The organism is Acetobacter sp. AC2005, from assembly GCF_037901235.1.
GTDB classification, from domain to species: domain Bacteria; phylum Pseudomonadota; class Alphaproteobacteria; order Acetobacterales; family Acetobacteraceae; genus Acetobacter; species Acetobacter oryzoeni.
The window spans coordinates 1,870,694-1,893,522 of the sequence record NZ_CP149625.1 but is presented as its reverse complement, the minus strand read 5'-3'; the positions used below and the strand labels follow the sequence as shown (position 1 = coordinate 1,893,522).

17 protein-coding genes and 2 tRNA genes are annotated in these 22,829 nt (G+C 53.9%); 12 read left to right on the top strand and 7 right to left on the bottom strand.

The genetic code is table 11. The features are described from left to right. Positions 1-53: 53 nt before the first annotated feature. The 3 genes from gltB to QQM41_RS09085 form a co-directional block, all read right to left on the bottom strand. A complete protein-coding gene (gltB, locus tag QQM41_RS09095; RefSeq protein WP_210350229.1) occupies positions 54-4,610 on the bottom strand; it encodes a glutamate synthase large subunit in 4,557 nt (1,518 codons plus the stop codon). Then, the gene (locus tag QQM41_RS09090) at positions 4,610-6,058 is read right to left on the bottom strand and encodes an NAD(P)-dependent oxidoreductase (RefSeq protein WP_339076928.1); all 1,449 of its coding nucleotides are present in this window, start codon (positions 6,056-6,058) and stop codon (positions 4,610-4,612) included. The genes gltB and QQM41_RS09090 overlap by 1 nt, the downstream gene beginning before the upstream one ends. 194 nt (positions 6,059-6,252) lie before the next feature. After that, on the bottom strand, positions 6,253-7,206 hold the full coding sequence (locus QQM41_RS09085; protein WP_339076927.1) for a complex I NDUFA9 subunit family protein: 954 nt from the start codon (positions 7,204-7,206) through the stop codon (positions 6,253-6,255). 181 nt (positions 7,207-7,387) lie between these two features. Here QQM41_RS09085 and QQM41_RS09080 point away from each other — a divergent pair. Beyond that, a tRNA-Leu gene (locus QQM41_RS09080) sits at positions 7,388-7,474 on the top strand. A 140-nt stretch (positions 7,475-7,614) separates the two neighbouring features. Continuing rightward, complete coding sequence (locus QQM41_RS09075; RefSeq protein WP_339076926.1) at positions 7,615-8,553, top strand: DMT family transporter; 939 nt, start codon at positions 7,615-7,617, stop codon at positions 8,551-8,553. On the opposite strand, the gene QQM41_RS09070 is transcribed toward QQM41_RS09075, so the two are convergent. Further along, positions 8,517-9,416 carry an N-acetylmuramoyl-L-alanine amidase gene (locus tag QQM41_RS09070; RefSeq protein ID WP_339076925.1) on the bottom strand — a complete coding sequence of 300 codons (900 nt, stop codon included), beginning with the start codon at positions 9,414-9,416 and terminating at the stop codon, positions 8,517-8,519. The two genes, QQM41_RS09075 and QQM41_RS09070, sit on opposite strands and share 37 nt — an antisense overlap. 333 nt (positions 9,417-9,749) lie before the next feature. Here QQM41_RS09070 and QQM41_RS09065 point away from each other — a divergent pair, with 333 nt between their 5' ends. The 9 genes from QQM41_RS09065 to QQM41_RS09025 all read left to right on the top strand — a co-directional run bounded on the left by QQM41_RS09065 (position 9,750) and on the right by QQM41_RS09025 (position 18,071). After that, the gene (locus QQM41_RS09065) at positions 9,750-12,752 is read left to right on the top strand and encodes an Rne/Rng family ribonuclease (protein ID WP_339076924.1); all 3,003 of its coding nucleotides are present in this window, start codon (positions 9,750-9,752) and stop codon (positions 12,750-12,752) included. A 174-nt stretch (positions 12,753-12,926) separates the two neighbouring features. After that, positions 12,927-13,658 carry an ATP phosphoribosyltransferase gene (hisG, locus tag QQM41_RS09060; protein WP_003623223.1) on the top strand — a complete coding sequence of 244 codons (732 nt, stop codon included), beginning with the start codon at positions 12,927-12,929 and terminating at the stop codon, positions 13,656-13,658. 14 nt (positions 13,659-13,672) lie between these two features. Beyond that, entirely contained in the window at positions 13,673-14,986 is a 1,314-nt protein-coding gene (gene hisD / locus QQM41_RS09055) for a histidinol dehydrogenase (RefSeq protein WP_339076923.1), read from the top strand. A 74-nt stretch (positions 14,987-15,060) separates the two neighbouring features. Next, on the top strand, positions 15,061-15,279 hold the full coding sequence (gene infA / locus QQM41_RS09050; RefSeq protein ID WP_003623225.1) for a translation initiation factor IF-1: 219 nt from the start codon (positions 15,061-15,063) through the stop codon (positions 15,277-15,279). Between the two features lie 4 nt (positions 15,280-15,283). Beyond that, on the top strand, positions 15,284-15,916 hold the full coding sequence (locus QQM41_RS09045) for a Maf family protein (protein WP_339076922.1): 633 nt from the start codon (positions 15,284-15,286) through the stop codon (positions 15,914-15,916). Continuing rightward, complete coding sequence (locus tag QQM41_RS09040) at positions 15,913-16,998, top strand: ribonuclease E/G (protein ID WP_339076921.1); 1,086 nt, start codon at positions 15,913-15,915, stop codon at positions 16,996-16,998. Before QQM41_RS09045 ends, QQM41_RS09040 begins: the two co-directional genes overlap by 4 nt. Then, a complete protein-coding gene (locus QQM41_RS09035; RefSeq protein ID WP_003628614.1) occupies positions 16,995-17,180 on the top strand; it encodes a DNA gyrase inhibitor YacG in 186 nt (61 codons plus the stop codon). The genes QQM41_RS09040 and QQM41_RS09035 overlap by 4 nt, the downstream gene beginning before the upstream one ends. 55 nt (positions 17,181-17,235) lie before the next feature. Beyond that, positions 17,236-17,311, top strand: a tRNA-Phe gene (locus QQM41_RS09030). Positions 17,312-17,600: 289 nt separating this feature from the next. Further along, complete coding sequence (locus QQM41_RS09025) at positions 17,601-18,071, top strand: cytochrome c (protein ID WP_087651857.1); 471 nt, start codon at positions 17,601-17,603, stop codon at positions 18,069-18,071. Between the two features lie 69 nt (positions 18,072-18,140). On the opposite strand, the gene QQM41_RS09020 is transcribed toward QQM41_RS09025, so the two are convergent. From QQM41_RS09020 to QQM41_RS09010, 3 genes are all read right to left on the bottom strand, one after another. After that, complete coding sequence (locus QQM41_RS09020) at positions 18,141-18,359, bottom strand: hypothetical protein (RefSeq protein WP_339076920.1); 219 nt, start codon at positions 18,357-18,359, stop codon at positions 18,141-18,143. 48 nt (positions 18,360-18,407) lie between these two features. Then, positions 18,408-19,169 carry a glucose 1-dehydrogenase gene (locus QQM41_RS09015; protein WP_050820249.1) on the bottom strand — a complete coding sequence of 254 codons (762 nt, stop codon included), beginning with the start codon at positions 19,167-19,169 and terminating at the stop codon, positions 18,408-18,410. Positions 19,170-19,361: 192 nt separating this feature from the next. Continuing rightward, entirely contained in the window at positions 19,362-20,813 is a 1,452-nt protein-coding gene (locus tag QQM41_RS09010; RefSeq protein WP_339076919.1) for an aldehyde dehydrogenase family protein, read from the bottom strand. Between the two features lie 254 nt (positions 20,814-21,067). Here QQM41_RS09010 and dld point away from each other — a divergent pair, with 254 nt between their 5' ends. Then, positions 21,068-22,783 (top strand): D-lactate dehydrogenase, encoded by a 1,716-nt coding sequence (dld, locus tag QQM41_RS09005; RefSeq protein WP_050818384.1) that lies wholly within the window; start codon positions 21,068-21,070, stop codon positions 22,781-22,783. The last annotated feature ends 46 nt before the right edge of the window (positions 22,784-22,829 follow it).

Below are 22,829 nucleotides of genomic sequence, written 5' to 3'. Positions count from 1 at the left end.
AAGGTTGCCCCTCCGCCCATCTGCTTATGTCAGCTTACATTCAGCCTTATGGTTCAGGCTGTTTTTTCCAACTGCTGTTCCGGCACTGTAAAGCCGATAATACGGGCGTAATCCTTGGGAACAACGTGCCAGAAGTGCGGCAGAACCTCATCCCATTTATGCAGCAACATGCTGGCATAAGCAGAACCTGTTTCTTCCACATGCCGCTCAACAAGCCCACGCAGCATCTGCTCCCATTTGGGTTCAGTGACGCGCACCCACAGCAAGGATTCGGGGTTTACCCGGCTGTCGAACACATTGTCCTTATCCAGCACAAAGGCCATGCCGCCGGTAAAGCCTGCGCCAAAGTTATCACCCACATCATCCAGCACCACCACGGTGCCGCCGGTCATGTATTCACACCCGTTGGAACCACAGCCTTCTACAACTGCGGTTGCGCCAGAGTTACGCACGGCAAAGCGTTCACCCGCCTGCCCTGCGGCATACAGTTCACCCGCAGTGGCCCCATACAGAACCGTGTTGCCGATAATGGCGTTCTTGTTGGACACCAACGTGGAGGACGGAGAAGGACGCACCGTAATGGTTGCGCCAGAAAGACCCTTACCCACGTAATCGTTGGCATCACCCAGCACTTCCAGCTTGAGCCCCTGCACGGCAAACGCCCCCAGAGACTGACCAGCAGACCCACGCAGACGCACTGTAAGATGCCCCGGCGCCAGTGTTTTCATGCCAAACTGACGCACGATCAGAGAGGAAATGCGCGTGCCAATGGCGCGCTGGGTGTTCTGCACATTGTAGTGCAGCTGCATTTTCTCACCGTGGTCGAACAGCGGCTTGGCATCACCAATCATCTGCGCATCCAGCGTATCCGGCACTTCGTTCCGGCCATCCAGCGTGCAGTAGCGGGCAAACGGCCCCGGATCTGCCTGAGACAGCAGGGAGTTCAGATCCAGATCATCCAGATAATCATCCCCGCGGGAAACCTGCCGCAGCAGATCCGTACGCCCGATAATTTCATCCAGAGAGCGGAAGCCCAGCGAAGCCAGAATATTCCGCACGTCCTCTGCAATGAAGGAGAACAGGTTGATGACCTTTTCGGGCGTACCTTCAAACTTGGCACGCATTTTGGGGTCCTGCGAACACACGCCTACCGGGCAGGTGTTGGAATGGCACTGGCGCACCATAATGCAGCCCATGGCCACAAGGCTGGCTGTGCCAATACCAAATTCCTCGGCCCCAAGCATAGCGGCTATCACCACATCACGCCCGGTTTTGATGCCACCATCGGCCCGCAAACGCACACGGTGGCGCAGGCGGTTCAGCATAAGCACCTGATGCGTTTCTGCCAGCCCAAGCTCCCACGGCAGGCCCGCATATTTAATGGAGCTGAGCGGGCTTGCGCCCGTGCCACCGCAATGGCCGGAAATAAGAATGGCATCAGCTTTTGCCTTGGCCACACCGGCTGCAATGGTGCCAATGCCGGAACGTGCCACCAGTTTAACGGTAACCGTTGCTTCCGGGTTAATCTGCTTCAGATCGTAAATCAGCTGGGCCAGATCTTCGATCGAATAGATATCATGATGCGGCGGCGGGGAAATCAGCGTCACACCCGGGGTTGCATGGCGCAACTTGGCAATCAGCTCCGTAACCTTAAAGCCCGGAAGCTGCCCACCTTCACCCGGTTTGGCACCCTGTGCCACCTTAATTTCCAGCTCACGGCAATCGTTCAGATACTGTGCCGTAACACCAAACCGGCCAGATGCCACCTGCTTGATAGCGGAGGATGCGTTATCCCCATTCGGGCGTGGCTTGGCGCGTGCCGGATCTTCCCCACCCTCACCAGAATCGGACTTTGCGCCAATGCGGTTCATGGCGATGGAAAGCGTTTCATGCGCTTCCGGGCTGAGCGCCCCCAAGGAAATTGCCGGGGAAATCAGGCGTTTACGCAGCTGCGTAATGCTTTCCACTTCTTCCACCGGAATAGGCGTGCGCCCATCACGGAAGTCCAACAGATCACGCAGGGCTACAGGTGGCTGAGCATGCACGGCATCTGCATAGCGCTGGTAGATGGTGAAGCTGCCTGTGGCCACTGCTGTTTGCAGCATATGGATAAGGCCGCCATCAAAGGCGTGCTGCTCCCCACTCCGGCGCAGCTTGTAAAGACCACCGACAGGCAAGGTGAGCGTATTTGTTGCAGCCCATGCGTGTTCGTGCAGTTGCAGCACATTGCGTGCAATACCGGAAAGCCCAATACCGGAAATACGTGAAGGCATACCCGGGAAGAACTCTGCCGTAAGCGCGCGGGAAAGGCCAACAGCCTCAAAATTACAGCCGCCACGGTAAGACGCCACGATGGAAATACCCATCTTGGACATAATCTTGAGCAGGCCTTTATCCACCGCCTTACGGTAGCGTTCCATGCACTCACGCAGGCTCATCTGCCCAAACAGGCCACGGCGATGCCGGTCTGCAATGCTTTCCTGCGCCAGATAGGGGTTAACCGTGGTGGCACCTACGCCAATTGTCACTGCAATGGCGTGCACGTCCAGCGCCGTAGCTGTGCGCACGTTCAAAGACGTGAATGTACGCAAGGATGTGCGCACCAGATGCGTATGCACAGCACCTGTTGCCAAAATCATGGGGATAGATGCACGCTCAGCTGACTGATCTTCATCCGTCAGAAACACGTGGGTGCATCCACCACGCACGCCTTCTTCTGCTTCACGGCGAATACGGGCAATGGCTTCGCGCAGCCCTGCTTCCCCATCTTTAGCAGGGAATGTGCAGTCAATCACGCAACCAGACGTACCCGTAAAGTTACGCAGCCCTTCATACTCACCAGATGTCAGCACCGGGCTGGGCAACTGGAGCATGTCACACTGTTCGGGAGACTGATCCAGAATATTACCCAGATTGCCCAACCGCGTTGTCAGGCTCATCACGCGGGATTCACGCAGGGAATCGATGGGCGGGTTGGTAACCTGGCTGAACATCTGCCGGAAGTAGTGCGCCAACCCACGATACCGCGGAGAAAGCACGGCCAGTGGCGTATCATCCCCCATGGAGCCAATGGCTTCACTGGCGGTAGATACCATCGGGTGCAGAATGGCTTCCAGTTCTTCCAACGTGCTGCCCACAGCCAACTGGCGGCGGCGCAGTTCTTCGCCTTCATAATAAACTGGCTCCGTCACATCCGAACGGACGATATGGCCAATTTTCTGGGTGCGTTTGATCCAGCTGGAAAAGTCCTGCCGTGCTGCCAGCAGATCAAGCAGTTCGGTATTACCGTACAGCTTGGCTTCCTGAAGATCGACGCCAATCATCTCACCCGGCCCAAGGCGGCCACGGCTGACAATGGCGTTTTCAGGCACGCGCACCATGCCGGTTTCAGAACCAACAATCAGCAGGTTATCAGTTGTGACCGTATAGCGCAGTGGGCGCAGGCCAGAGCGATCCAACCCAGCCACAACCCAGCGGCCATCTGTAGCGCACAGTGCTGCGGGGCCATCCCACGGTTCCATGACCGCGTTGCAATACGTGAACATGTCACGGTGTGCGGGCTTCATGGAGGAATTGCCTCCCACACTTGCCGGGATCATCAGCGCCTTGGCAAACGGAGCATCACGCCCTGCAAAAGTCAGCAGTTCGTAAACGTTATCCAGCGTTGCGGTATCGGACCCACCAGCCTGCACCAGCGGCTTGATATCTGCCATCCACGGATCAAGATCTGGGTGAGAAAGCCGTGTTTCATGGCTTTTCATCCAGTTGATGTTGCCAGAAATGGTGTTGATTTCACCATTATGCGCAAGGCGGCGGAATGGCTGCGCCAGCTTCCATGTGGGAAAGGTGTTGGTGGAATAGCGCTGGTGATAGATAGCAAAGCGGCTGACAAAGCGTTCATCCAGCAGATCTGGATAAAACTCTGTCAGATGCTCGGCAAGGAACATGCCTTTATAGATAACGGAGCGGCATGACAGCGAGCAGATATACAGATCAACCTGCGCGGCAATGGCAGCTTTTTCTATCCGGCGGCGGATCACATACAGATCACGCTCAAACTCTTCTTCCCCTTTGTTGGGAAGATTGCGGATAAGAATCTGCTCAATTTCCGGGCGCGTTGCGTTGGCTTTTTCACCAATGCAGGACGTATCAATCGGCACCTGCCGCCAACCGTAAATGCCGTATCCAAACGCCAGAATCTGGGTTTCGATAATCTGTCGGCACTGTTCCTGCGCAGCCAGATCGGTTTTGGGCAGAAACACCTGCCCGACCGCAATCCGGCTTTCATCCGGCCGATCACCTGTGCTGGTAATGGCATCTGCAAAGAATTCCTGCGGAATTTCTACATGAATACCCGCGCCATCGCCTGTCTTGCCATCTGCATCCACAGCTCCGCGGTGCCAAATCGCTTTCAGCGCGGCAATACCAGCTTCAACCACCTCACGCCGGCGCTTGCCGTCCAGTGCGGCCACAAGGCCCACACCGCAGGAATCGCGCTCATCAGCGGGATCATACAGTCCATCCAGCGCGGCCACGTTGGCATCCCACGCTTTCAGAAATTCCTCGCCACTTTCAGCGGAAACGGTGTTGGGAAACTGTTCCATATCCATTAGCCCTGCTCCGCCTTGGCGGTAGCCGTTACATTTTCCTGAATCCATGCGTGCATGCTAGCGGCTGCATCGCGTCCATCACGGATAGCCCACACAACCAGACTGGCCCCACGCACAATATCTCCCGCGGCAAACACGCCCGGCAGAGATGTCATGAAATCTTTCTGCCCAACCTTGAGCGTCCCCCAACGGGATACGGCCAGATCCTTCTGCCCCCACAGTTGCGGCAGAGGTTCCGGGTCAAACCCAAGAGCCTTGATAACCAGATCGGCATCCAGCGTGAAAGAAGACCCTTCCAGCGGCTCAACTGACTGACGGCCCGTAGCATCTGGCAGGCCCAGCTTCATCCGCACGGCACGCACGCCAGAAACATGACCATCACCCAAAAAGGCTTCTGGGGCTGCCAGCCATTCAAACTGCACACCTTCTTCTTCCGCATTTTTTACTTCACGGGCAGAACCGGGCATGTTGGCTTTATCGCGCCGATACAGGCATTTCACGGATTTTGCACCTTGGCGAATAGCCGTGCGCACGCAGTCCATTGCGGTATCACCACCGCCCAGAACCACCACGTTTTTGCCCGCTGCATCCAATGCCTGTGCTTCTGGCGGCAAAGTATCGCCCAAGGAGCGCCGGTTAGACGCCGTAAGGTAGTCCAGCGCCTTTTCAATACCTGCCAGCCCAACACCGGGGCCACCGATTTCGCGCGATTTGTAAACACCAGTTGCAATCAGAACAGCATCATGGCGGCTACGCAAATCTGCAAAAGACAGTTCGCCTTCACCATCCCCAATGCCTTGGCCAAGATGGAAAACCACGCCGCCTTCTTCCAGCAACTGATGGCGGCGCGCCACAATGTGTTTTTCCAGCTTAAAGCCGGGAATACCGTAAACCAGCAGACCGCCTACCCGATCATACCGATCATACACATGCACTTTATAACCCTGCGCACGCAGTTGATCTGCCGCTGCCAAACCAGCCGGGCCAGCACCAATAATGGCAACAGACTGGCTACGCTCCAGCACCGGATTAACGGGTTTAACCCAGCCTTTTTCAAACGCAGTATCGGTAATGTAGCGTTCTACCGCACCAATGGTCACGCTTTCGAAACCCGGTTCGATAACGCAGTTGCCCTCACACAGCCGATCCTGCGGGCAAATACGACCACAGATTTCTGGGAACGTATTGGTAGCAGAGGAAACGCCATAGGCTTCTTCCAACCGCCCCTGTGCTGTCAGCATCAGCCAATCAGGAATATTGTTGCCAAGCGGACAATGAACCGAACAGAATGGCACGCCGCACTGTGAACACCGGCTGGCCTGCTCGGCTGCTTCTGGTGTTGCGAAGTCTTCATAAATTTCATCAAAATCTGTCCGCCGCGCCGTAGCCGCGCGCTTGTCTGGCTGCTTTTGCGGCACAGAGACAAATTGAAGCATCTTGGTCGTCATGTGGCATCCCCGGAGAAAGGGCGCGCCAGACAGACTCCGCCCCTAAACTTTGCTGGGGCTAACGTGCTTGTTCTGTGTAAATATAAAAAGACAGCAATGCTTACCTTTTTATATTTTTCATCATGATGAAACCTAAATTCGTCTAATCGGTCAGATAAAAAGGTAACTTTCCGGACCTTTTTATCTTCAACCCATTATACAGGAACGGATATGTCTTTTTGGGCTTCACCGTCCCTAAACCGTGCCAAGTAAGACGGTACAATAGCCCCAACACTTTGCGGCACTATATTCAATGCCTCAAAACCGGATTGGCCCGCCGGCACAACGTTATCAGACGCCAACATCCGTAGCTGATCCTGCGTGAGAAAATGCCCCGGCAGCCGCTCCAAAACCATAGCCTGCAATTTTGCCAGCGTTGCCGGCACAATAAAAATGGGCTTATGCCGCCGCGTTACACGCAACACAAAACGGGCAATATCCAGCATGGTCATTTCCTGCGGGCCACCCAACAAAAACTCCTTTCCCGCGAAGGCTGAAGACTGTGCTGCCATGAATATTGCCTGCGCCACATCCCCCACATACACGGGCTGTAAGCGCGCATGTGCACCGTAAACCGGTAAACACGGCAAATACCGCGCAAGACCCGCAAACATATTAAAGAAATGATCTTCCGGCCCAAAAATAACCGAAGGCCGTATGATCACCGCATCTGGCCGATATTGGCGCACCATCTTTTCGCCCGCAGCGCGACTTTTACCGTAATCTGAAAGAGCTGTTTCCGAAGCACCAAGTGCGGACATTTGCACAAACACCGGCACATTTGCTTCTGCAGCTATACGGGCTACCCGCCCTGCACCTTCCACATTAACAGCTTGGAGCGTTTGCTGCTTTACGGAAGTTAAAACAGTCACAAGGTTGATCACCACATCCGCACCCTGCACGGCACAGGCCACAGAAGCATCATCCACAACAGATGCATAAAAAGGTGCAATCTGCCCTACACGCCCCAACGCACGTAAACGTGCCGTTAAATCTGGCCGGCGGCTGGCCACGCGCACCTCATACCCAGCGCGTGCCAGATTTTGCACTACATAACGCCCTACAAACCCGCCACCACCCAATACGGTTGCAATTTTACGCGCACCCATAAGTCACCCTCGTTTTCTAGGTTTACCAAGCATTTTGTGCACTGTGTGCCATTCCCTCCGCCCACGCCAGAGAGACAAATGACACAAATCTGTCAGAAAAATCATTTTCCCTGTTGACGCCCCCATCACAGCGGGGTAAACGGCTCATCACCAGCCGGGAACACTCCTGGTTGCCATTTGAGCCCAGATGGCGGAATTGGTAGACGCGCAGGTTTCAGGTACCTGTGGCCGCAAGGTCGTGGAAGTTCGAGTCTTCTTCTGGGCACCAAATATCATATATAACTTATATGATATTTTCTTCTCCCTAAATGGTAAATATAAAGAATTGGGTATTCAATTCAGCCTTCGGGCTGTTTATGACACCTCTTTATTCTTTTCACTTACGCGCCTTTAGGCAGAGCAAAACACATGAAACTTAGCCCGCCCACCAAGGGCCTGCTGCTGTCTTTATTGGGGTTTGCAGCTTTTTCCATAAGCGATGCTTTCTCCAAACTGCTGACCGGCAGGCTCAACCCATTTGAGGTTGCCTTTTCTGGTGGGGTTTTTGGGCTGCTGCTGGTTCCGTTTGTTAAAACACGCGGGCAATCGTGGCTGAATATTCTGCCCATTCAAAAACCGGGCATGTGGTGGATTCGGGCTGCGGCTACCTTTGTTGCCACAGCTGCCAGCGTAGAATCCTTCATGCTTCTGTCCATGCCAGAAGCGCTCTCGCTGATGTTCCTGATGCCCTTTATCGCCACTATTCTTTCTGTGGTGGCTCTTAAGGAAAAAGTGTCCCCTTGGGGCTGGGTTGCTGTGGCAATCGGGTTTGCCGGTGTTCTCATCGTGCTGCGCCCCGTTGTGCGGCCACTTCATTTTGGACATGCTTGCGCATTAGCCGCCGCTATTGCCAGTGCTGTAAATGTTATTGCTTACCGGGTAGCTGGTACAGGCACGACAAAACTGGGCGTTCTTGGCTCCAGCTTAGCCGGACCGCTACTGGGAGATGGCCTTCTGGCTCTTCCCAATTTTACATGGCCCGAAACGGTTGCAGATTGGGGAAATCTGTTTGGCTATGGGTTTCTGGCCGCCCTCGGTCAGTTACTTATTATGTTGGCGGCTACCCTTACCCCTGCCAGCCGCGTTGCGTTGCCTCAATATACCCAAATGGTCTGGGCTGTGCTGTTTAGTTACACGTTGTTCCATGAACCGTTGGATAAATGGACAATCATTGGCGTAACAGTTGTTACACTATCTGGCATGCTGGATTGGTTCCGCAAACACCTGCTGATCCTTAAGCAGCGCCGTCTTGCCCGCAAGCAAGCGCGCCTTCAGCCTGCCAACCCTACCCCAGCTGATGCAAAATAACGATTAACGGCATCTCGCATGGCCCCGGCCACCATGGCCCGGTGGCCAGCCTGACGCAACGCGGCCTCATCCATCCGGTTTGACATAAAGCCCATTTCAACCAGAACAGAGGGGATTTGGGCAGATTTCAACACCGCAAAAGCCGCATGCCGATGTGGATGCGGCAGCAGCAACACCCGAGAATTGAAAGCCGACACAACAGCCTGCGCCATGTGGGCTGACCCTTTGCGGGTTTCCTCTGTTACCAGACTAGCAAGAATCTGCTGCACCTCTGGCGATGCACTGTGCACCATTGGCCCACCATATCTGTCTGCACTGTTTTCAGTCTTGGCCAAATCTGCTGTTTGGCTGTCTGATGCTCCGTGCGAATGGGTATAAACACTTGCACCGCGCACCTGTGGGCTGTGCAGGGCATCGGCATGCATGGAAATAAACAGTGAAGCTCCGTGCTGCTGCGCCAATTCCACCCGGCCATCCAGCGGCACAAAATGGTCTCCGGCACGCGTCATGGCTACGCGGTAACGGCCTGTTGCCAACAATTGCCGCCTCAATTCCTGCGCGGCAGCTTCTGCTACATGCTTTTCATATGTGCCGGTATACCCAATGGCGCCTGGGTCTTTACCGCCATGCCCAGGGTCTAGCATTACAAGCGGAGCAGCAGGCCGTGCTTTGCCAACAATGGCCGGAGCGGCCAGCTTATGCCCTGTTGCCTGCTTACTTGCAGCCCAAACATCTGCCGGCACACTGGCAGCAACAAGTCCGCCACCACCCAAATACAGCAGGCCGGAACGGCGCGTTACGCCCTTCTGCACCGCTGCAGAAGTAACAGTTTTGCCGCCCATCTTGTCTGCCTGAAAAGCCATTAAAGTGCTCCTGTTCACTTTATGCCAAAGTGTGCACTGAAAATGACAGAAAAAAGGTGTATCGGCACCCTAAAACAGTGTTTGTTACGAATGGCTTGCGATTTATAGTTATTTGAGCCATGTTCACACAGCGTGGCACAAGGGTAGAAATGCCCGTCATGCGCTTTTTCCGCTCCGTCCATGCCGTGAACGGGGGCCGCTGGTTACATAAATACCGCGCCCGCACGCATAAAGATCAGGGGCAGAAAACACTGACTGAAGGATACATGACCATCGCCCGCCCCTCCCCTTTGCTGAAAACAGCCAGACCGCAGGCCGTACCATGCCTGATGGATGCTGATACAGGGGCAGCTGTGGAAACTTTGTACGCCTTCCAATTTTTATCGCACGCCTGTTTATATCCGCCGGAAGAGCCCCTGCTCCGTCGTGCCATGCCATTTACGCGGCAGCACCACACAGGCTGGCCACCGGCGCACCGGAGTTTTTCTTTTTATGTCAAAGCGTATGCTGATCGACGCAACACACGCGGAAGAAACGCGCGTTGTTGTGATGGACGGAAATCGGCTTGAAGATTACGATGTTGAATCTGCTGCCAAAAAGCAGCTTAAAGGGAACATCTACCTTGCCCGCGTTGTTCGCGTAGAGCCAAGCCTGCAGGCCGCCTTTGTAGAATATGGTGGCAACCGCCACGGCTTTCTGGCTTTTAGCGAAATCCATCCTGATTACTATCAGATCCCGGTTTCTGACCGCGAAAAGCTTCTCGCTCTGCAAGCTGAAGAAGAAGCTCTCCTGGAAAACGGCGAAAACGGCGCTGATGAAGATGATGCGCCAGAAAGCGCAGAAACACAGGCATCTGACGCTGAACAGGACACGGCTGAATCTGACTCCTCTGCTCAGAATGAAGAAGACGAAGGTTCAGAACAGGGCCAGCGCTCTGCCAATAAGCAGGATACACCTGATTATGTAGGCGGCGAGACAGATACGGGTGAAGAAGCCCTTATTCAGAAACGCATTGCCCGATTCCTGCGCAACTATCGCATTCAGGAAGTTATCCGCCGCCGGCAGGTGCTGCTGGTGCAGGTGGTTAAGGAAGAACGCGGCAACAAGGGCGCAGCCCTGACCACCTATGTTTCTCTGGCTGGGCGCTATTGTGTGCTTATGCCTAATGCCCTGCGTGGTGGTGGTGTTTCACGCAAGATTACATCTGTGGCAGACCGCCGCCGCCTGCGGGATATTGTTTCTGACCTGAACCTGCCGCGCGGCATGGCCATGATTGTGCGCACGGCAGGTGCCCAGCGGCCCGGCCCCGAAATTACGCGAGACTGCGAATATCTGCTCCATCTGTGGGATGATATCCGCGAACATACGCTTCAATCTGTTGCACCTGCGCTGATTTACGAAGAAGCGAGCTTGGTAAAACGCGCCATCCGCGATGTTTACACCCGCGAAATCAGCGAAATTGTGGTGGATGGAGAAAACGGCTGGAAGGCCGCGCGGGACTTCATGCGCATGCTAATGCCTCAGCATGCAGAAAAAGTCCGACTGTGGAACAAGGAAAACCAGCCCCTGTTCACGCACTACCACGTGGAAGGGCATCTGGATGCCATGTTCTCCCCCGTGGTGTCCCTGCGCTCTGGCGGTTATCTGGTTATCAACCAGACAGAAGCTCTGGTTGCCATTGACGTAAACTCCGGCAAAGCCACCAGCCAGCGGAATATTGAGGAAACAGCCTTCCGTACCAATCAGGAAGCAGCTGATGAAGTGGCCCGCCAACTGCGCCTGCGTGATCTGGCTGGGCTGATTGTGATCGACTTCATTGATATGGAGTCCCGCCGTCACAATTCCATGATCGAACGCCGCCTGAAAGATGCCCTGCGGCATGATCGGGCCCGTATTCAGATTGGCTCCATCTCCCACTTCGGGTTGCTGGAAATGTCTCGCCAACGGCTGCGGCCATCTGTGGCAGAAGCTGCCTTCATGCCCTGCCCGCACTGTAATGGCACAGGCATGATGCGCAGCATCGAAAGTTCCGCCCTGCATGTTCTGCGCGCAGTGGAAGAAGAAGGTGCGCGCCGCCGTTCTTCCGCCATTACCGTGCATGTTGCTGCGGATATTGCTTTCTATATCCTGAACAACAAGCGAGACTGGCTGACCCAGATTGAACAGCGCCACCAGATGGAAGTGCTGTTTGCTGCAGACAACACGCTGCCTGCTCCAGAAGTTCGGATCGAACGTCGCCAACATGCCCGTCCGCCACGGATTCAGCCCCCATTGCCACCAGTTGAAAACATTGTGGCAGATGAGGTTGTTGCAGCCACGCCAGAACTTCCGGCGGCAGAACCTTCTGCAATTCAAGAAGCTGTCGATAATTCGGATGAGCCACGTCGTCGCCGTCGCCGTCGTCGCCGTCGGCGGAGTGATCAGGATACCAATCAGACATCTGCGCCACAGACGCAGTCTGATGCCGCCACACCGGAAGCAGATGAAGCCGCGCCAATTGCAGCCTCTGAAAATGCAGCAGAACCTGTTGCAGAAGCAGATGCAGAAACCAATCTGGTGCCGGGCCGGCGTAGAACCCGCCGCTCCCGCGTGCGCAAACCGACTGAAACGCGTACAGAAATCCACGTAGATATCGAAGAAGGTCCGGCACCACGGCCCACTATGCCAGCATGGGAAGGCCCAACACCGGCCAATCCATTTGGCGGTGCGCCGGATATTTTCGAGCTGCTGGAAAATACTGCACGCCAACAGGCCGCCGAAGTTGCACCTGAACCAAAAGCGGCAAACGTGCAGGAAGAAACTGCAAGCGCACCTGCTGAACCAGTGAAAACAGAAGATGTTGCGCCTCAGCCTGTTGCGACCGCAGCGGAAGAGCCTGAAAAAACGGAAGAAGCGCCTAAACCACGCCGCCGCCGTACACGTAAGAAGGTAGAACCCGCAGCAGAAGAAACTGTCGAACAGGCTGAAGCGCCTGTAGCAGCACCGGCAGATGAGGCTGCCTCAGCTGAAGCAGAGCCGCCCAAAAAGCCTGTGCGCCGCCGCACAACCCGCCGTAAAACAGCGGCAAAGGATGAGACTGCGGAAACAGCAGAACCTTCCACAGCAGAAACTGCCGAGGAAAAGCCGAAGAAAACAACACGTCGGCGTACTACTCGCAAAAAGGCAGAACCTGCACCTGCTACGGAAGCTGCCAGCGAAAGCGAAGCTGTAGCTGCCCCTAAAGCAGCCGCAACCGAGGCTTCTGACAAACAAACGGAAGAAGCTATTGTTCAGCCTATCGTGATCGAAGATAGCCCGCCGGCAACGCGCAGACGTACCGGCTGGTGGAAGAAGTAAATCACACCATGCCTCTACCAGATCTAAAGGGTTTTCCCTTTAGATCTGGTGGGTAGCCATATCTGCCAGAAGCAAACGGATAGCAGATGTGGCCACTACATATTTTTCTTCTGCTGCACCTTGTGGTAGGAGTGCAGGCCTAATTTGACACGCCTTGCCTCCGCCGGAGTTTTCATGAACCATCCCCGCCCTGCCCATCAGACCGAAACATCTTTCGGCACGGAAGATAACGGGCGCATTGTTCTGGCTCTACCTAAAGGCCGTATCCTCAAAGCCGTGTCCCCCCTTATGTCCGGCACAGGCATGGCCCCTGCCCCGGAATGTCTGGGCGGAGATAGCCGCAAACTGCGCTTTCCCACGCAGGACCCACAGGTTGATGTGGTGCGCGTGCGCTCGTTTGATGTGGCAACCTTTGTAGCCAGCGGTGGTGCTCAGGTTGGCGTTTGCGGCGCTGATGTGCTGATGGAATTCGATTACCCCGAAATTTATGCCCCGCTTGATCTGGGTATTGGCGCATGCCGCATTTCTGTCGCGCAGCCTGCCCACCTTCCGCATGATCCGCAGGAATGGAAGCGATGGTCCGAAGTGCGCGTGGCCACTAAATACCCTGCTATCACGCGGCGCTTTTTTGCAGCGCGGGGCATTAACGCCACCATCGTGCATTTGCATGGCGCTATGGAACTAGCCCCCATGCTTGGGCTTTCTCGTCTGATTGTGGATCTGGTAGACACGGGCTCTACCCTAAAAGCCAACGGCTTGAAGGAAGTGGAAACCATCGCGCAGGTTACCAGCCGCGTAATTGTTAACCGCACGGCCCTTAAAACCCGCCCGGAACAGATTGACCGCATTCTCTCCCGCTTTCGCACGGCGCTTGCTGCATCCTCGCCCGTTGCGGAAAATGTGTAAGGCAGACGCATTCCATGAAACGGCTTGATACGCGCGAACCGAATTTTGAAACCGAATTTACCGCCCTTCTTTCAAACCGTGAGGAACAAGGGCAGGAAGTTCATAAACCGGTTGCGGATATTCTGGCTGCCGTGCGCAAAGAGGGCGATACTGCACTTTGCGCCTTTACGGAACGCTTTGATCGCCTGCCCCTTACGGCTCAGCAGCTTGCCTTTACAGCAGAAGAAATTGAGCTAGCACGTTCAAAAGTAAGCCCGGAGTTGCTGGAAGCTCTGGATGTTGCGGCACAACGTATCGAGTCCTTCCATAAAAACCAGCTGCCTTCTGATATCCGTTACACAGATGATATTGGCATGACACTGGGCATGCGCTGGATTCCGCTGGATGCTGTGGGCCTGTATGTGCCCGGTGGCAAAGCCGCATACCCATCTTCCGTGCTGATGAACGCCATTCCCGCCAAAGTTGCTGGGGTAAAGCGTTTGGCCATGTGCGTGCCCACGCCTGATGGAGTTATTAACCCACTGGTGCTGGCCGCCGCGCATCGCGCTGGTGTGACAGAAATCTACCGTGTTGGTGGTGCGCAAGCAGTGGGCGCCATGGCTTACGGCACGCAAACCATTCGCCCGGTTGACCGGATTGTTGGCCCGGGCAACGCATATGTGGCCGAAGCCAAGCGTCAGGTTTTTGGCTACGTGGGCATAGACAGCATTGCTGGCCCATCTGATGTGGTGGTGATTGCCGATTCGAATACAAATCCGCGCCTCATTGCTCTGGACCTACTGGCACAGGCTGAGCATGACGAATGCGCGCAGGCCACGCTCATCACCCCCGATGCGGCGTTTGCAGACACTGTGATTGCGGCTGTGGAAGCTGAACTGCGCGTGCTCTCCCGCGCTGCTATTGCCGGTGCAAGCTGGGCCCGTAACGGGGCAGTGCTGATCTGCCGCGACATGAAAGAAGCGGTAGAACTGGCAAACCGCCTTGCCCCCGAACATCTTGAATTGATGGTAGATGACCCGGAAAGCCTGTTTGCCCATGTGCGCCATGCCGGGGCGGCTTTTCTGGGCCGTTTCTGCCCAGAAGCAGTTGGGGATTACGTAGGTGGTCCCAACCATGTGCTGCCGACTTCACGCACCGCGCGTTTTGCTTCTGGCCTGTCTGTTTTTGACTTCCTGAAGCGTACAACGTTCCTTTCCGGTGGGCCTGATGCCCTCCGCCAGATTGGACCTGCTGCTGTAGCATTGGCTCAGGCCGAAGGCCTGGAAGCCCATGCACTTAGCGTTTCCGCCAGACTGGATACACTGGCAGCCTCAACACCTAATGCTTGACCATAGGCTGCCGGTCACCCATATCTGCTCACCAAGATTGACCTTTAACGGCTCTGAAACATACGAAGGATGCAATGTCTAAAGAAGACATGATTGAATTTAGCGGCACGGTAACTGAACTGCTGCCTAATGCCATGTTCCGCGTGAAGCTGGACAATGAACACGTTATTCTGGCGCACACCAGCGGCAAAATGCGTAAAAACCGTATTCGCGTTCTGGCGGGTGACCGCGTGAATGTTGAAATGACACCTTACGACCTTTCCAAGGGTCGCATTACGTTCCGCTTCAAATAAAGCCGTGACAGTTTCCGGCCAGCAGAACTCCGTTAAAGGAGAGGCACCTCTCCTTGTACTGGCATCTGCTTCGCCCCGGCGGGTAGATCTGCTGCGCCAGATTGGCGTAGTGCCTGACCGCATTGTTCCGGCTGATATTGACGAAACACCCGCAAAAAACGAACTTCCTCGCGCTTATGCGCGCCGTATGGCGTTAGAAAAAGCGCGTTCTGTGGCTGCCTGTGTGGCCGAACCCGCATTAATTCTTGCGGCGGATACAGTGGTTACGTTGGGGCGGCGTATTTTGCCTAAAGCCGAAAACCGTGAAACAGCGCAATTCTGTCTGGAACGTCTTTCTGGCAGACGGCACACGGTCATCACATCTGTTGCTGTTATGCCCAGTGCCACTTGGCCAAAAGGCAAAGCAGCGGACCGGCTGGTAGAAACAGCAGTTACGTTTAACCGCCTCACGCCTTATCAGATCAACACCTTGTTAGATGCAGGTGATTGGGAAGGCAAAGCAGGTGGCTACGCCCTGCAAGGCCATGCAGCCAGCTTTATTCGCTTTCTATCTGGCAGCAGCTCAGCTGTTATTGGGTTACCTCTGTTCGAAACAGCCCAACTTTTACGTGGGCAACCCGGGCACTGGCTGGCGTGATACAATATTTGCGTGTTGCCACCTTTCCGGGTGAAATGCGCCTTGCCGTTACCCAAGATGATGCACTGCTGGATTACGCACTCTGGCGGCCAGCTGCGCCGGATCTTGTTGGCAATATTTATGTTGCCCGCGTGGCGGCGCAAGCGGCCTTTATGGGTGGGGCTTTTGTTGATCTGGGCCAAGGCTTGCAGGGCTTTCTATCTGATCAGAAAGCGGTCTCTCATCTTACCGAAGGCCAAAGCATAACAGTTTGCGTTTCTCGCGCAGCACAAGGTGGCAAGGGTGTGCGTGTGCGCATGCTGGAGCCTTCTGCACAAGGTAAGGATATTGGCCTTGTAACTGCTGGCCCCACACCTTTGGAGCGTTTGGCCAGCCAATGGCCAAAGGCAACCATTGTAGTAGATACCCCACAAGCAGCTGCCCGCGTGCCTCTATCCTTACGCGCAAAAAGAGAATCCGGGTTTACACCCATGCCACCAGAAATCATGGCTGCATGTCATGCTCTGGAAGACAGCACTGTAGAACTGCCCGGCAATATGCAGGCCACCATTACGCCCACCCCTGCACTTGTTGCCATTGATATGGATGCCCCACCTGTTGCGGGGTCTCGGCCCAAACAGACCGCACAATTTGCTGCAAATCGTGATGCATTGCCTGAACTTTTGCACCAAATTCGCCTGCGCAATCTTTCTGGCGCTATTGTTATTGATCCCGCAGGTATGGCCATGCGCAAGCGTCAGGCCTTGCAGGATGTTGTGCAGGCAGCCTTGCAGGCAGACCCTCTTCGCCCGCGCTGCCTTGGTGTCAGCGCTTTAGGGCTGATTGAAATTGTGCGCCCGCGTATTTATCCTTCTCTTCCAGAGCTTCTAAACTCTTCCCATGGGCATGCGCTTAAGGCGCTCCGCACCATTTTGGCAGAAGCCCCTACAGCAACTATCTTACGTGGCAGTATTCCCCTTATTCGGGCACTGGAGCAGGACCCGCAGGCTGTGGCAGACTGTGTGCAACTCCGTGGGAAGCCTTTAGCCCTAAAGGCTGATCCTGCTTTGCCTGATTTTTTCTGGACGGTTCAGGACGCATGACTTCTAAACCCGCTAAATGCCCCGTATGCGGCAAACCTGCACAGGCTGAATTTCGGCCTTTTTGCTCAAAACGTTGTGCGGATGTGGATCTCGGCCGCTGGTTTTCTGGCGACTATCGTATTCCCGGTGCGCCTGCTCCGATTGAAAATGATGAAAAAGCTGAAAGAAATGACGAAAGGTGACTTGATCTCGTGCAAAGAGTGAGATACATGCTCTCTCACGCCGCGAGGCTGCGGTGCCCAAGTAGCTCAGTTGGTAGAGCATGCGACTGAAAATCGCAGTGTCGGTGGTTCGATCCCGCCCTTGGGCACCATTTTAACGGTAAAACCGTTCTCCCCCTAAAAATTTAATAATGCTGCAATTAAGTGGCTTTCCGTGCATTCTCTTAATATGCGCGCAAAATGCGTAGCACCTCATGCGCCCTGTTCTCCCTTTTTGCGCGGCTATGTAACCGTTTTCCCCCTTATTTGTAGCCACAAAGCCTTTCTTCCGCCCTGATTGTTCGAAATAAAGAAAGCATATTCTTTCAACCTCCTTAGGTTGAGAAGATAGGCTATCCGTGTATAGTCATTTCATTATCGAACAGTTTTCAGGAGTATTTTATGAAAAAGACCGTTCTCGCTCTGCTAGCAGCTGTTACCGGGGGCGTAGGCTTTTCCGGTGCGGCGCATGCAGCGGCAGATGGCGCACAGCTTTACGCAACGCACTGCGCCATGTGCCACCAGAGCAGCGGCGATGGCGTTCCTGGGCAGTTTCCTCCCCTGAAAGGACGCATTGACAAAATTGCGGCTTCTCCTGAAGGCAAAACCTACGTGACGCACGTACTGCTAAACGGCCTTGCTGGCAGCCTGAAGGCAGCTGGTGGTTCCTACATGGGGTACATGCCTTCCATGTCATCCATGTCTGATGAAGAAATTGCTGCTCTGCTGACTTATGTTTCTTCCCTGAGCGGCGCGGCTTCTACGCCCACCTTCTCGGCAGATGATATTAAAAAGGAACGCGCTACACCGCTGCAGCCGGGTGTTGTGCTGGAAGAGCGTGAAAAGCTGAACGCTGCTCACCCTCTGCCATAAATAAAACAAGAGCCAGTCATTGCTATAAATGGCTGGCTCTTTTTAATTCTCTTTAATTTTTAAAAATATTTAGCCGCTAACGTCTAGATTACCTTCGGTAGCATCTACTGTGCCTGCCCTCTTTCGGCGTCCATCTACAGCTTCTGCAATTTCAGACACCAGATCCAGATATTTCTCCCGATCAGTTTCTACAGAAGAACCAAACTGATTGAGCAAGGCGAGAATCAGGTCCTCCCGTGTTGCATGTTTTTTCTCCCTACGTGAGGAAAAGTGCTTTTTACCGGACATGAAATTTCACTCCTTTACACCTGCATGCAGCTGCATCAGCCGCCTTGCTTATTGTGCAGTGTAACCACCATCAATCACCAGTTCACTTCCGGTAACAAATTTGGATTCATCCGAGGCAAGATACAAAATACCATAAGCAATATCGTTGGGCTCACCCAAATGGCCAATAGGGTGCAGATCCACCAGTTTTTGGCGTGCAGCGGCATCTTCCTTGGTGAGACCGGCCACCATTGGTGTCCAGATATAACCGGGATGCACTGAATTGACGCGAATCTTGTAACCAGATTTGGCACAATGTAGAGCCGCAGATTTTGTAAACAGCCTTACCCCACCTTTACTGGCATTATAAGCAGCCAATGTTGGATCCCCAACCAAGCCTTCAATAGAAGATAAATTGACAATAGACCCACCACCAGACTTCTTCATGGCCTCAATAGCCACCTGTGTGCCCAGAAATACGCCATCCAGATTGATGGACTGAACGCGCCGCCAATCTTCCAGAGATGTGCTTTCCACACTGCCAGAATACGCAATGCCTGCATTGTTCACTGCAATATCCAGCCGCCCATAAAGCTTGAGCGTCTGCTCAATAGCAGCCTTCCATGCAGCCTCATCCGTTACATTCAATTTGACAAATACGGCTTCACCACCTGCTGCCTTAATTTCTGCAACGGCTTTCTGCCCGTCTTCTTCTTTCAGGTCACCAATAACAACCTTAGCGCCTTCCTTGGCCAAAAGCTGTGCTGTTGCCTTGCCTATGCCGTTAGCGGCGCCAGAAACAATAGCAACCTTGCCTGCCACACGTGCCATAATACTTTCCCCCATTTATGCATTCTGTTGCATTGCATGCTGATCCCAGCCTGAATCAGATATCCCAACCATGACCTGCATCAATTCTTGCAAATGTGTATTTTGGAGCATCTCAAAATGCCCCAAAGATTGGGACAAACTTCTACCCTGAACATAATGTGCCAGGACAATGATAGTTTCTTTCCGAGCCGTTCACTGCTTTTTTGAGTCTGCCCCGTACCCAATAATTGCTTTGGTTTCCAGAAACTCTGCAATTCCAAAGCGGCTGCATTCACGGCCATTGCCAGACAGACCATAGCCACCAAACGGGGCCTTTACGGTCCACGCTGCACCATTAAGAGTAACTGTGCCGGCCCGGAGTTTACGCGCAACCCGGCGCGCACGCTCCTCGCTGCCTGATTGCACATATGCCGCCAAACCATATGGCGTGCTATTTGCCAGCCGGATGGCATCATCTTCATCCGCATACCCCATGATGCACAAAACCGGACCGAAGATTTCTTCCTGCGCAATCACCATATCCGATGTCACGTGACCAAATACGGTTGGGCGCACGTAATAGCCTTGCGTAAGCCCTTCTGGACGCCCTACCCCGCCAGCAGCCAGAATGGCTCCTTGGGCCGTGCCTTTTTCAATCAATGCCTGAATACGCTTAAACTGGCTGGCACTTACAACGGGGCCAAGCTCTGTCATGCTATCAGCCGGATCGCCTACACGCAGACCATTCGCAACTTTAGCTGCAATATCCATGGCCTTTTCCATCAGATCATGCGGCACCAACATACGGGTTGGTGCATCACAGGACTGGCCAGAGTTTCCAAAACACTCTTGGGCACCCCGTTCTACTGCATCTGCAAAATCCGTATCGGGGAAAATAATGTTGGCAGATTTGCCGCCCAGTTCCTGCAAAACACGTTTAACCGTAGGTGCTGCGGCCTGCGCCACGGCAATACCGGCCTGTGTTGACCCGGTAAAAGACACCACATTGACCAATGGATGACTTGCCAAGGCTTCTCCGGCCACAGGGCCATCACCCTGCACCATGTTATATACACCAGCGGGAACACCTGCTTCATGCAGGATTTCTGTAAATATAATGGCAGATAAAGGTGCAATTTCACTGGGTTTGAGCACAACAGTGCATCCGGCAGCCAAGGCAGGCATAACCTTGCAGGCTATCTGGTTCATGGGCCAATTCCATGGCGTAATCAGCCCGGCAACACCTATGGGTTCATGAGTGATGAGAATATCATCCTCACATTCCTCAAACTTGTAGTGGCGCAAGGCATCTAGCGTTTCTTCTATATGCGCCAAGCCTGCCGGTGTCTGACTTTCCCGCGCAAGAGTGATGGGAGCCCCCATTTCCAGAGAGATCGCCCGCGACATCTCTTCTGCTCTGCGCTGATAGATAGAGGGAATACGGCCTAGAACCTCTAGCCGTTCTGCACGCGTTGTGGTGCTCCATGCCTCAAATGCCGCATGAGCAGCCTCAATAGCCCGATTCACATCCTGCGCGTGGGCCAATGCAATACGGCCACATGGCTTCTCTGTTGCTGGGTTGATAATGTCTTTTTGATCTTGAGCAGATGGGGAAACCCACTGCCCATTGATAAAAAATCTTTCAGAATTTTCTAAACAATCCATTTCATCACCCTCCAGTAACCGCCTGATGCGTTGGGCATTTCAGGATAATACGACAAACGCGCCCCAACATGTTATAACAGCCATGCGTTACCAGAAACGGGGGTAGCCAAAGACTTTCTTGCTTGCCTATGCCATGTTTCTTGTCATTTGTTATTCACGGCGCAATATCAGGCATAACCGTGAAAACAGCTTTACGTTATACTCTTGCCGGTATCTGAAACACGACCTCCGGCTGCCGTAGAAAGGATTTATGCGTGACAACCGCCGCAGAAAACAACAAACAGCTGATTGAACAGCTGAAGAATATAGCTGGCCAGCACCATGTCCTGACCGGAGAAGACAGCACATATCGCTTTACCCATGGTTTTCGCTTTGGCGCGGGTAAGGTGCTTGCTGTTGTTCAGCCGGGCTCACTTATCGAACTTTGGCGTGTTGCTCAGGCCTGCGTAAATGCTGATAAAATTATTATCATGCAGGCCGCCAATACCGGTCTAACTGGTGGTTCCACCCCCGATGGCAATAATTATGACCGTGATATCGTGCTTATCAGCACGTTGCGGCTGGATAAATCTCACCTGATTGGCAACGGCAAGCAGGTGGTGTGCCTACCGGGTGCCACGCTTTACGAACTGGAAAGCAAACTGGCTGCCATTGGGCGCGAACCGCATTCTGTTATTGGTTCCTCCTGTATTGGTGCCTCTGTTTTGGGTGGTGTGAGCAACAACTCTGGTGGCGCATTGGTGCAGCGCGGCCCTGCCTATACAGAAATGGCTGTGTTTGGTCAGGTCGGGCCGGATGGTAAACTGCAACTCGTTAACCACTTGGGTATCCAACTGGGGAATGACCCGGAAGCCATACTGCAGAAGCTGGAAGCGGGCACCTTTACAGAAGCAGATATTGATTGGAACGCCGGCAAAGGGCACGATGGCAATTACATCAACCATGTGCGCGAAATTGATGCCGACACCCCTGCCCGCTACAATGCAGATCCGGCACGCTGGTACGAAGCTGCAGGTTGCGCGGGCAAGCTGGTTGTGTTTGCTGTGCGCCTTGATACCTTCCCTGCCAACAAAGACACGTCTGTTTTTTATATCGGCACCAACAATACGGATGAGCTGGAAAACCTGCGCCGCCATGTGCTGACAGCATTTAATGAACTGCCAATTGCGGGGGAATATATCCACCGTGATGCGTTTAATATTGCTGAAAAATACGGCAAGGATACCTTTGCAGTTATCCGTTATTTTGGCACCAAGTTCTTGCCAAAAATGTTCGCCATGAAATCACGGTTTGACATTTTTGCCAAAAAACTTGGCTTCCTGCCCGACCACCTGAGTGATCGGATCATGCAGGCTGTCAGCTACCTGCTGCCTCGCCAGTTGCCTAAGCGGATGCTGGATTATCGGGACAAGTTTGAACATCATCTCATGCTCAAGGTCTCGCACGATCTGGCTGGACCTATGCGCCAATATCTGCAGACATATTTTGGCAGTGTTACTGGCGAATATTTTGAATGCACGCCAGAAGAAGGCAAACTTGCCTTCCTGCATCGTTTTGCTGCTGCTGGCGCGGCTGTAAGATACCGCGCAGTGCACCATAAGGAAGCAGAAGACATTGTGGCGCTAGACGTTGCCCTGCGCCGGAATGATCGGGAGTGGTTTGAAAAACTTCCGCAGGATATTGAAAACAAGCTGATTGTTAAACTCTATTACGGCCACTTCCTCTGCCATGTCATGCATCAGGACTACGTGGTGAAAAAGGGTTACAATGCCATAGCTGTTGAGCATGAAATGCTGCCCGGTTTGGATGCCCGTGGGGCGCGCTATCCGGCTGAACATAATGTGGGCCACCTGTACAAGGCTCCGCAAAACATGCTGGACCACTATCAGCAGCTTGATCCCTGCAACTGCATGAACCCCGGCATTGGCCAGGCAACAAAACGCAAAAACTGGGTTGCAGAAAGCGTGTAATCGCAACTTTCTGTTAGCCTAGCATAACACTCAAAACCCGATGCGG

Bases quoted from the DNA above. Each gene is read 5' to 3' on its own strand.
- QQM41_RS09075 (WP_339076926.1), top strand. From the start codon at position 7,615: ATGAAACTTAGCCCGCCCACCAAGGGCCTGCTGCTGTCTTTATTGGGG.
- QQM41_RS09070 (WP_339076925.1), bottom strand. From the start codon at position 9,416: ATGGCTTTTCAGGCAGACAAGATGGGCGGCAAAACTGTTACTTCTGCA.
- QQM41_RS09015 (WP_050820249.1), bottom strand. From the start codon at position 19,169: ATGGCACGTGTGGCAGGCAAGGTTGCTATTGTTTCTGGCGCCGCTAAC.
- infA (WP_003623225.1), top strand. From the start codon at position 15,061: ATGTCTAAAGAAGACATGATTGAATTTAGCGGCACGGTAACTGAACTG.
- QQM41_RS09090 (WP_339076928.1), bottom strand. From the start codon at position 6,058: ATGACGACCAAGATGCTTCAATTTGTCTCTGTGCCGCAAAAGCAGCCA.
- QQM41_RS09010 (WP_339076919.1), bottom strand. From the start codon at position 20,813: ATGGATTGTTTAGAAAATTCTGAAAGATTTTTTATCAATGGGCAGTGG.
- QQM41_RS09025 (WP_087651857.1), top strand. From the start codon at position 17,601: ATGAAAAAGACCGTTCTCGCTCTGCTAGCAGCTGTTACCGGGGGCGTA.
- gltB (WP_210350229.1), bottom strand. From the start codon at position 4,610: ATGGATATGGAACAGTTTCCCAACACCGTTTCCGCTGAAAGTGGCGAG.
- hisG (WP_003623223.1), top strand. From the start codon at position 12,927: ATGAACCATCCCCGCCCTGCCCATCAGACCGAAACATCTTTCGGCACG.
- QQM41_RS09020 (WP_339076920.1), bottom strand. From the start codon at position 18,359: ATGTCCGGTAAAAAGCACTTTTCCTCACGTAGGGAGAAAAAACATGCA.
- QQM41_RS09065 (WP_339076924.1), top strand. From the start codon at position 9,750: ATGCTGATACAGGGGCAGCTGTGGAAACTTTGTACGCCTTCCAATTTT.
- hisD (WP_339076923.1), top strand. From the start codon at position 13,673: ATGAAACGGCTTGATACGCGCGAACCGAATTTTGAAACCGAATTTACC.
- QQM41_RS09035 (WP_003628614.1), top strand. From the start codon at position 16,995: ATGACTTCTAAACCCGCTAAATGCCCCGTATGCGGCAAACCTGCACAG.
- QQM41_RS09085 (WP_339076927.1), bottom strand. From the start codon at position 7,206: ATGGGTGCGCGTAAAATTGCAACCGTATTGGGTGGTGGCGGGTTTGTA.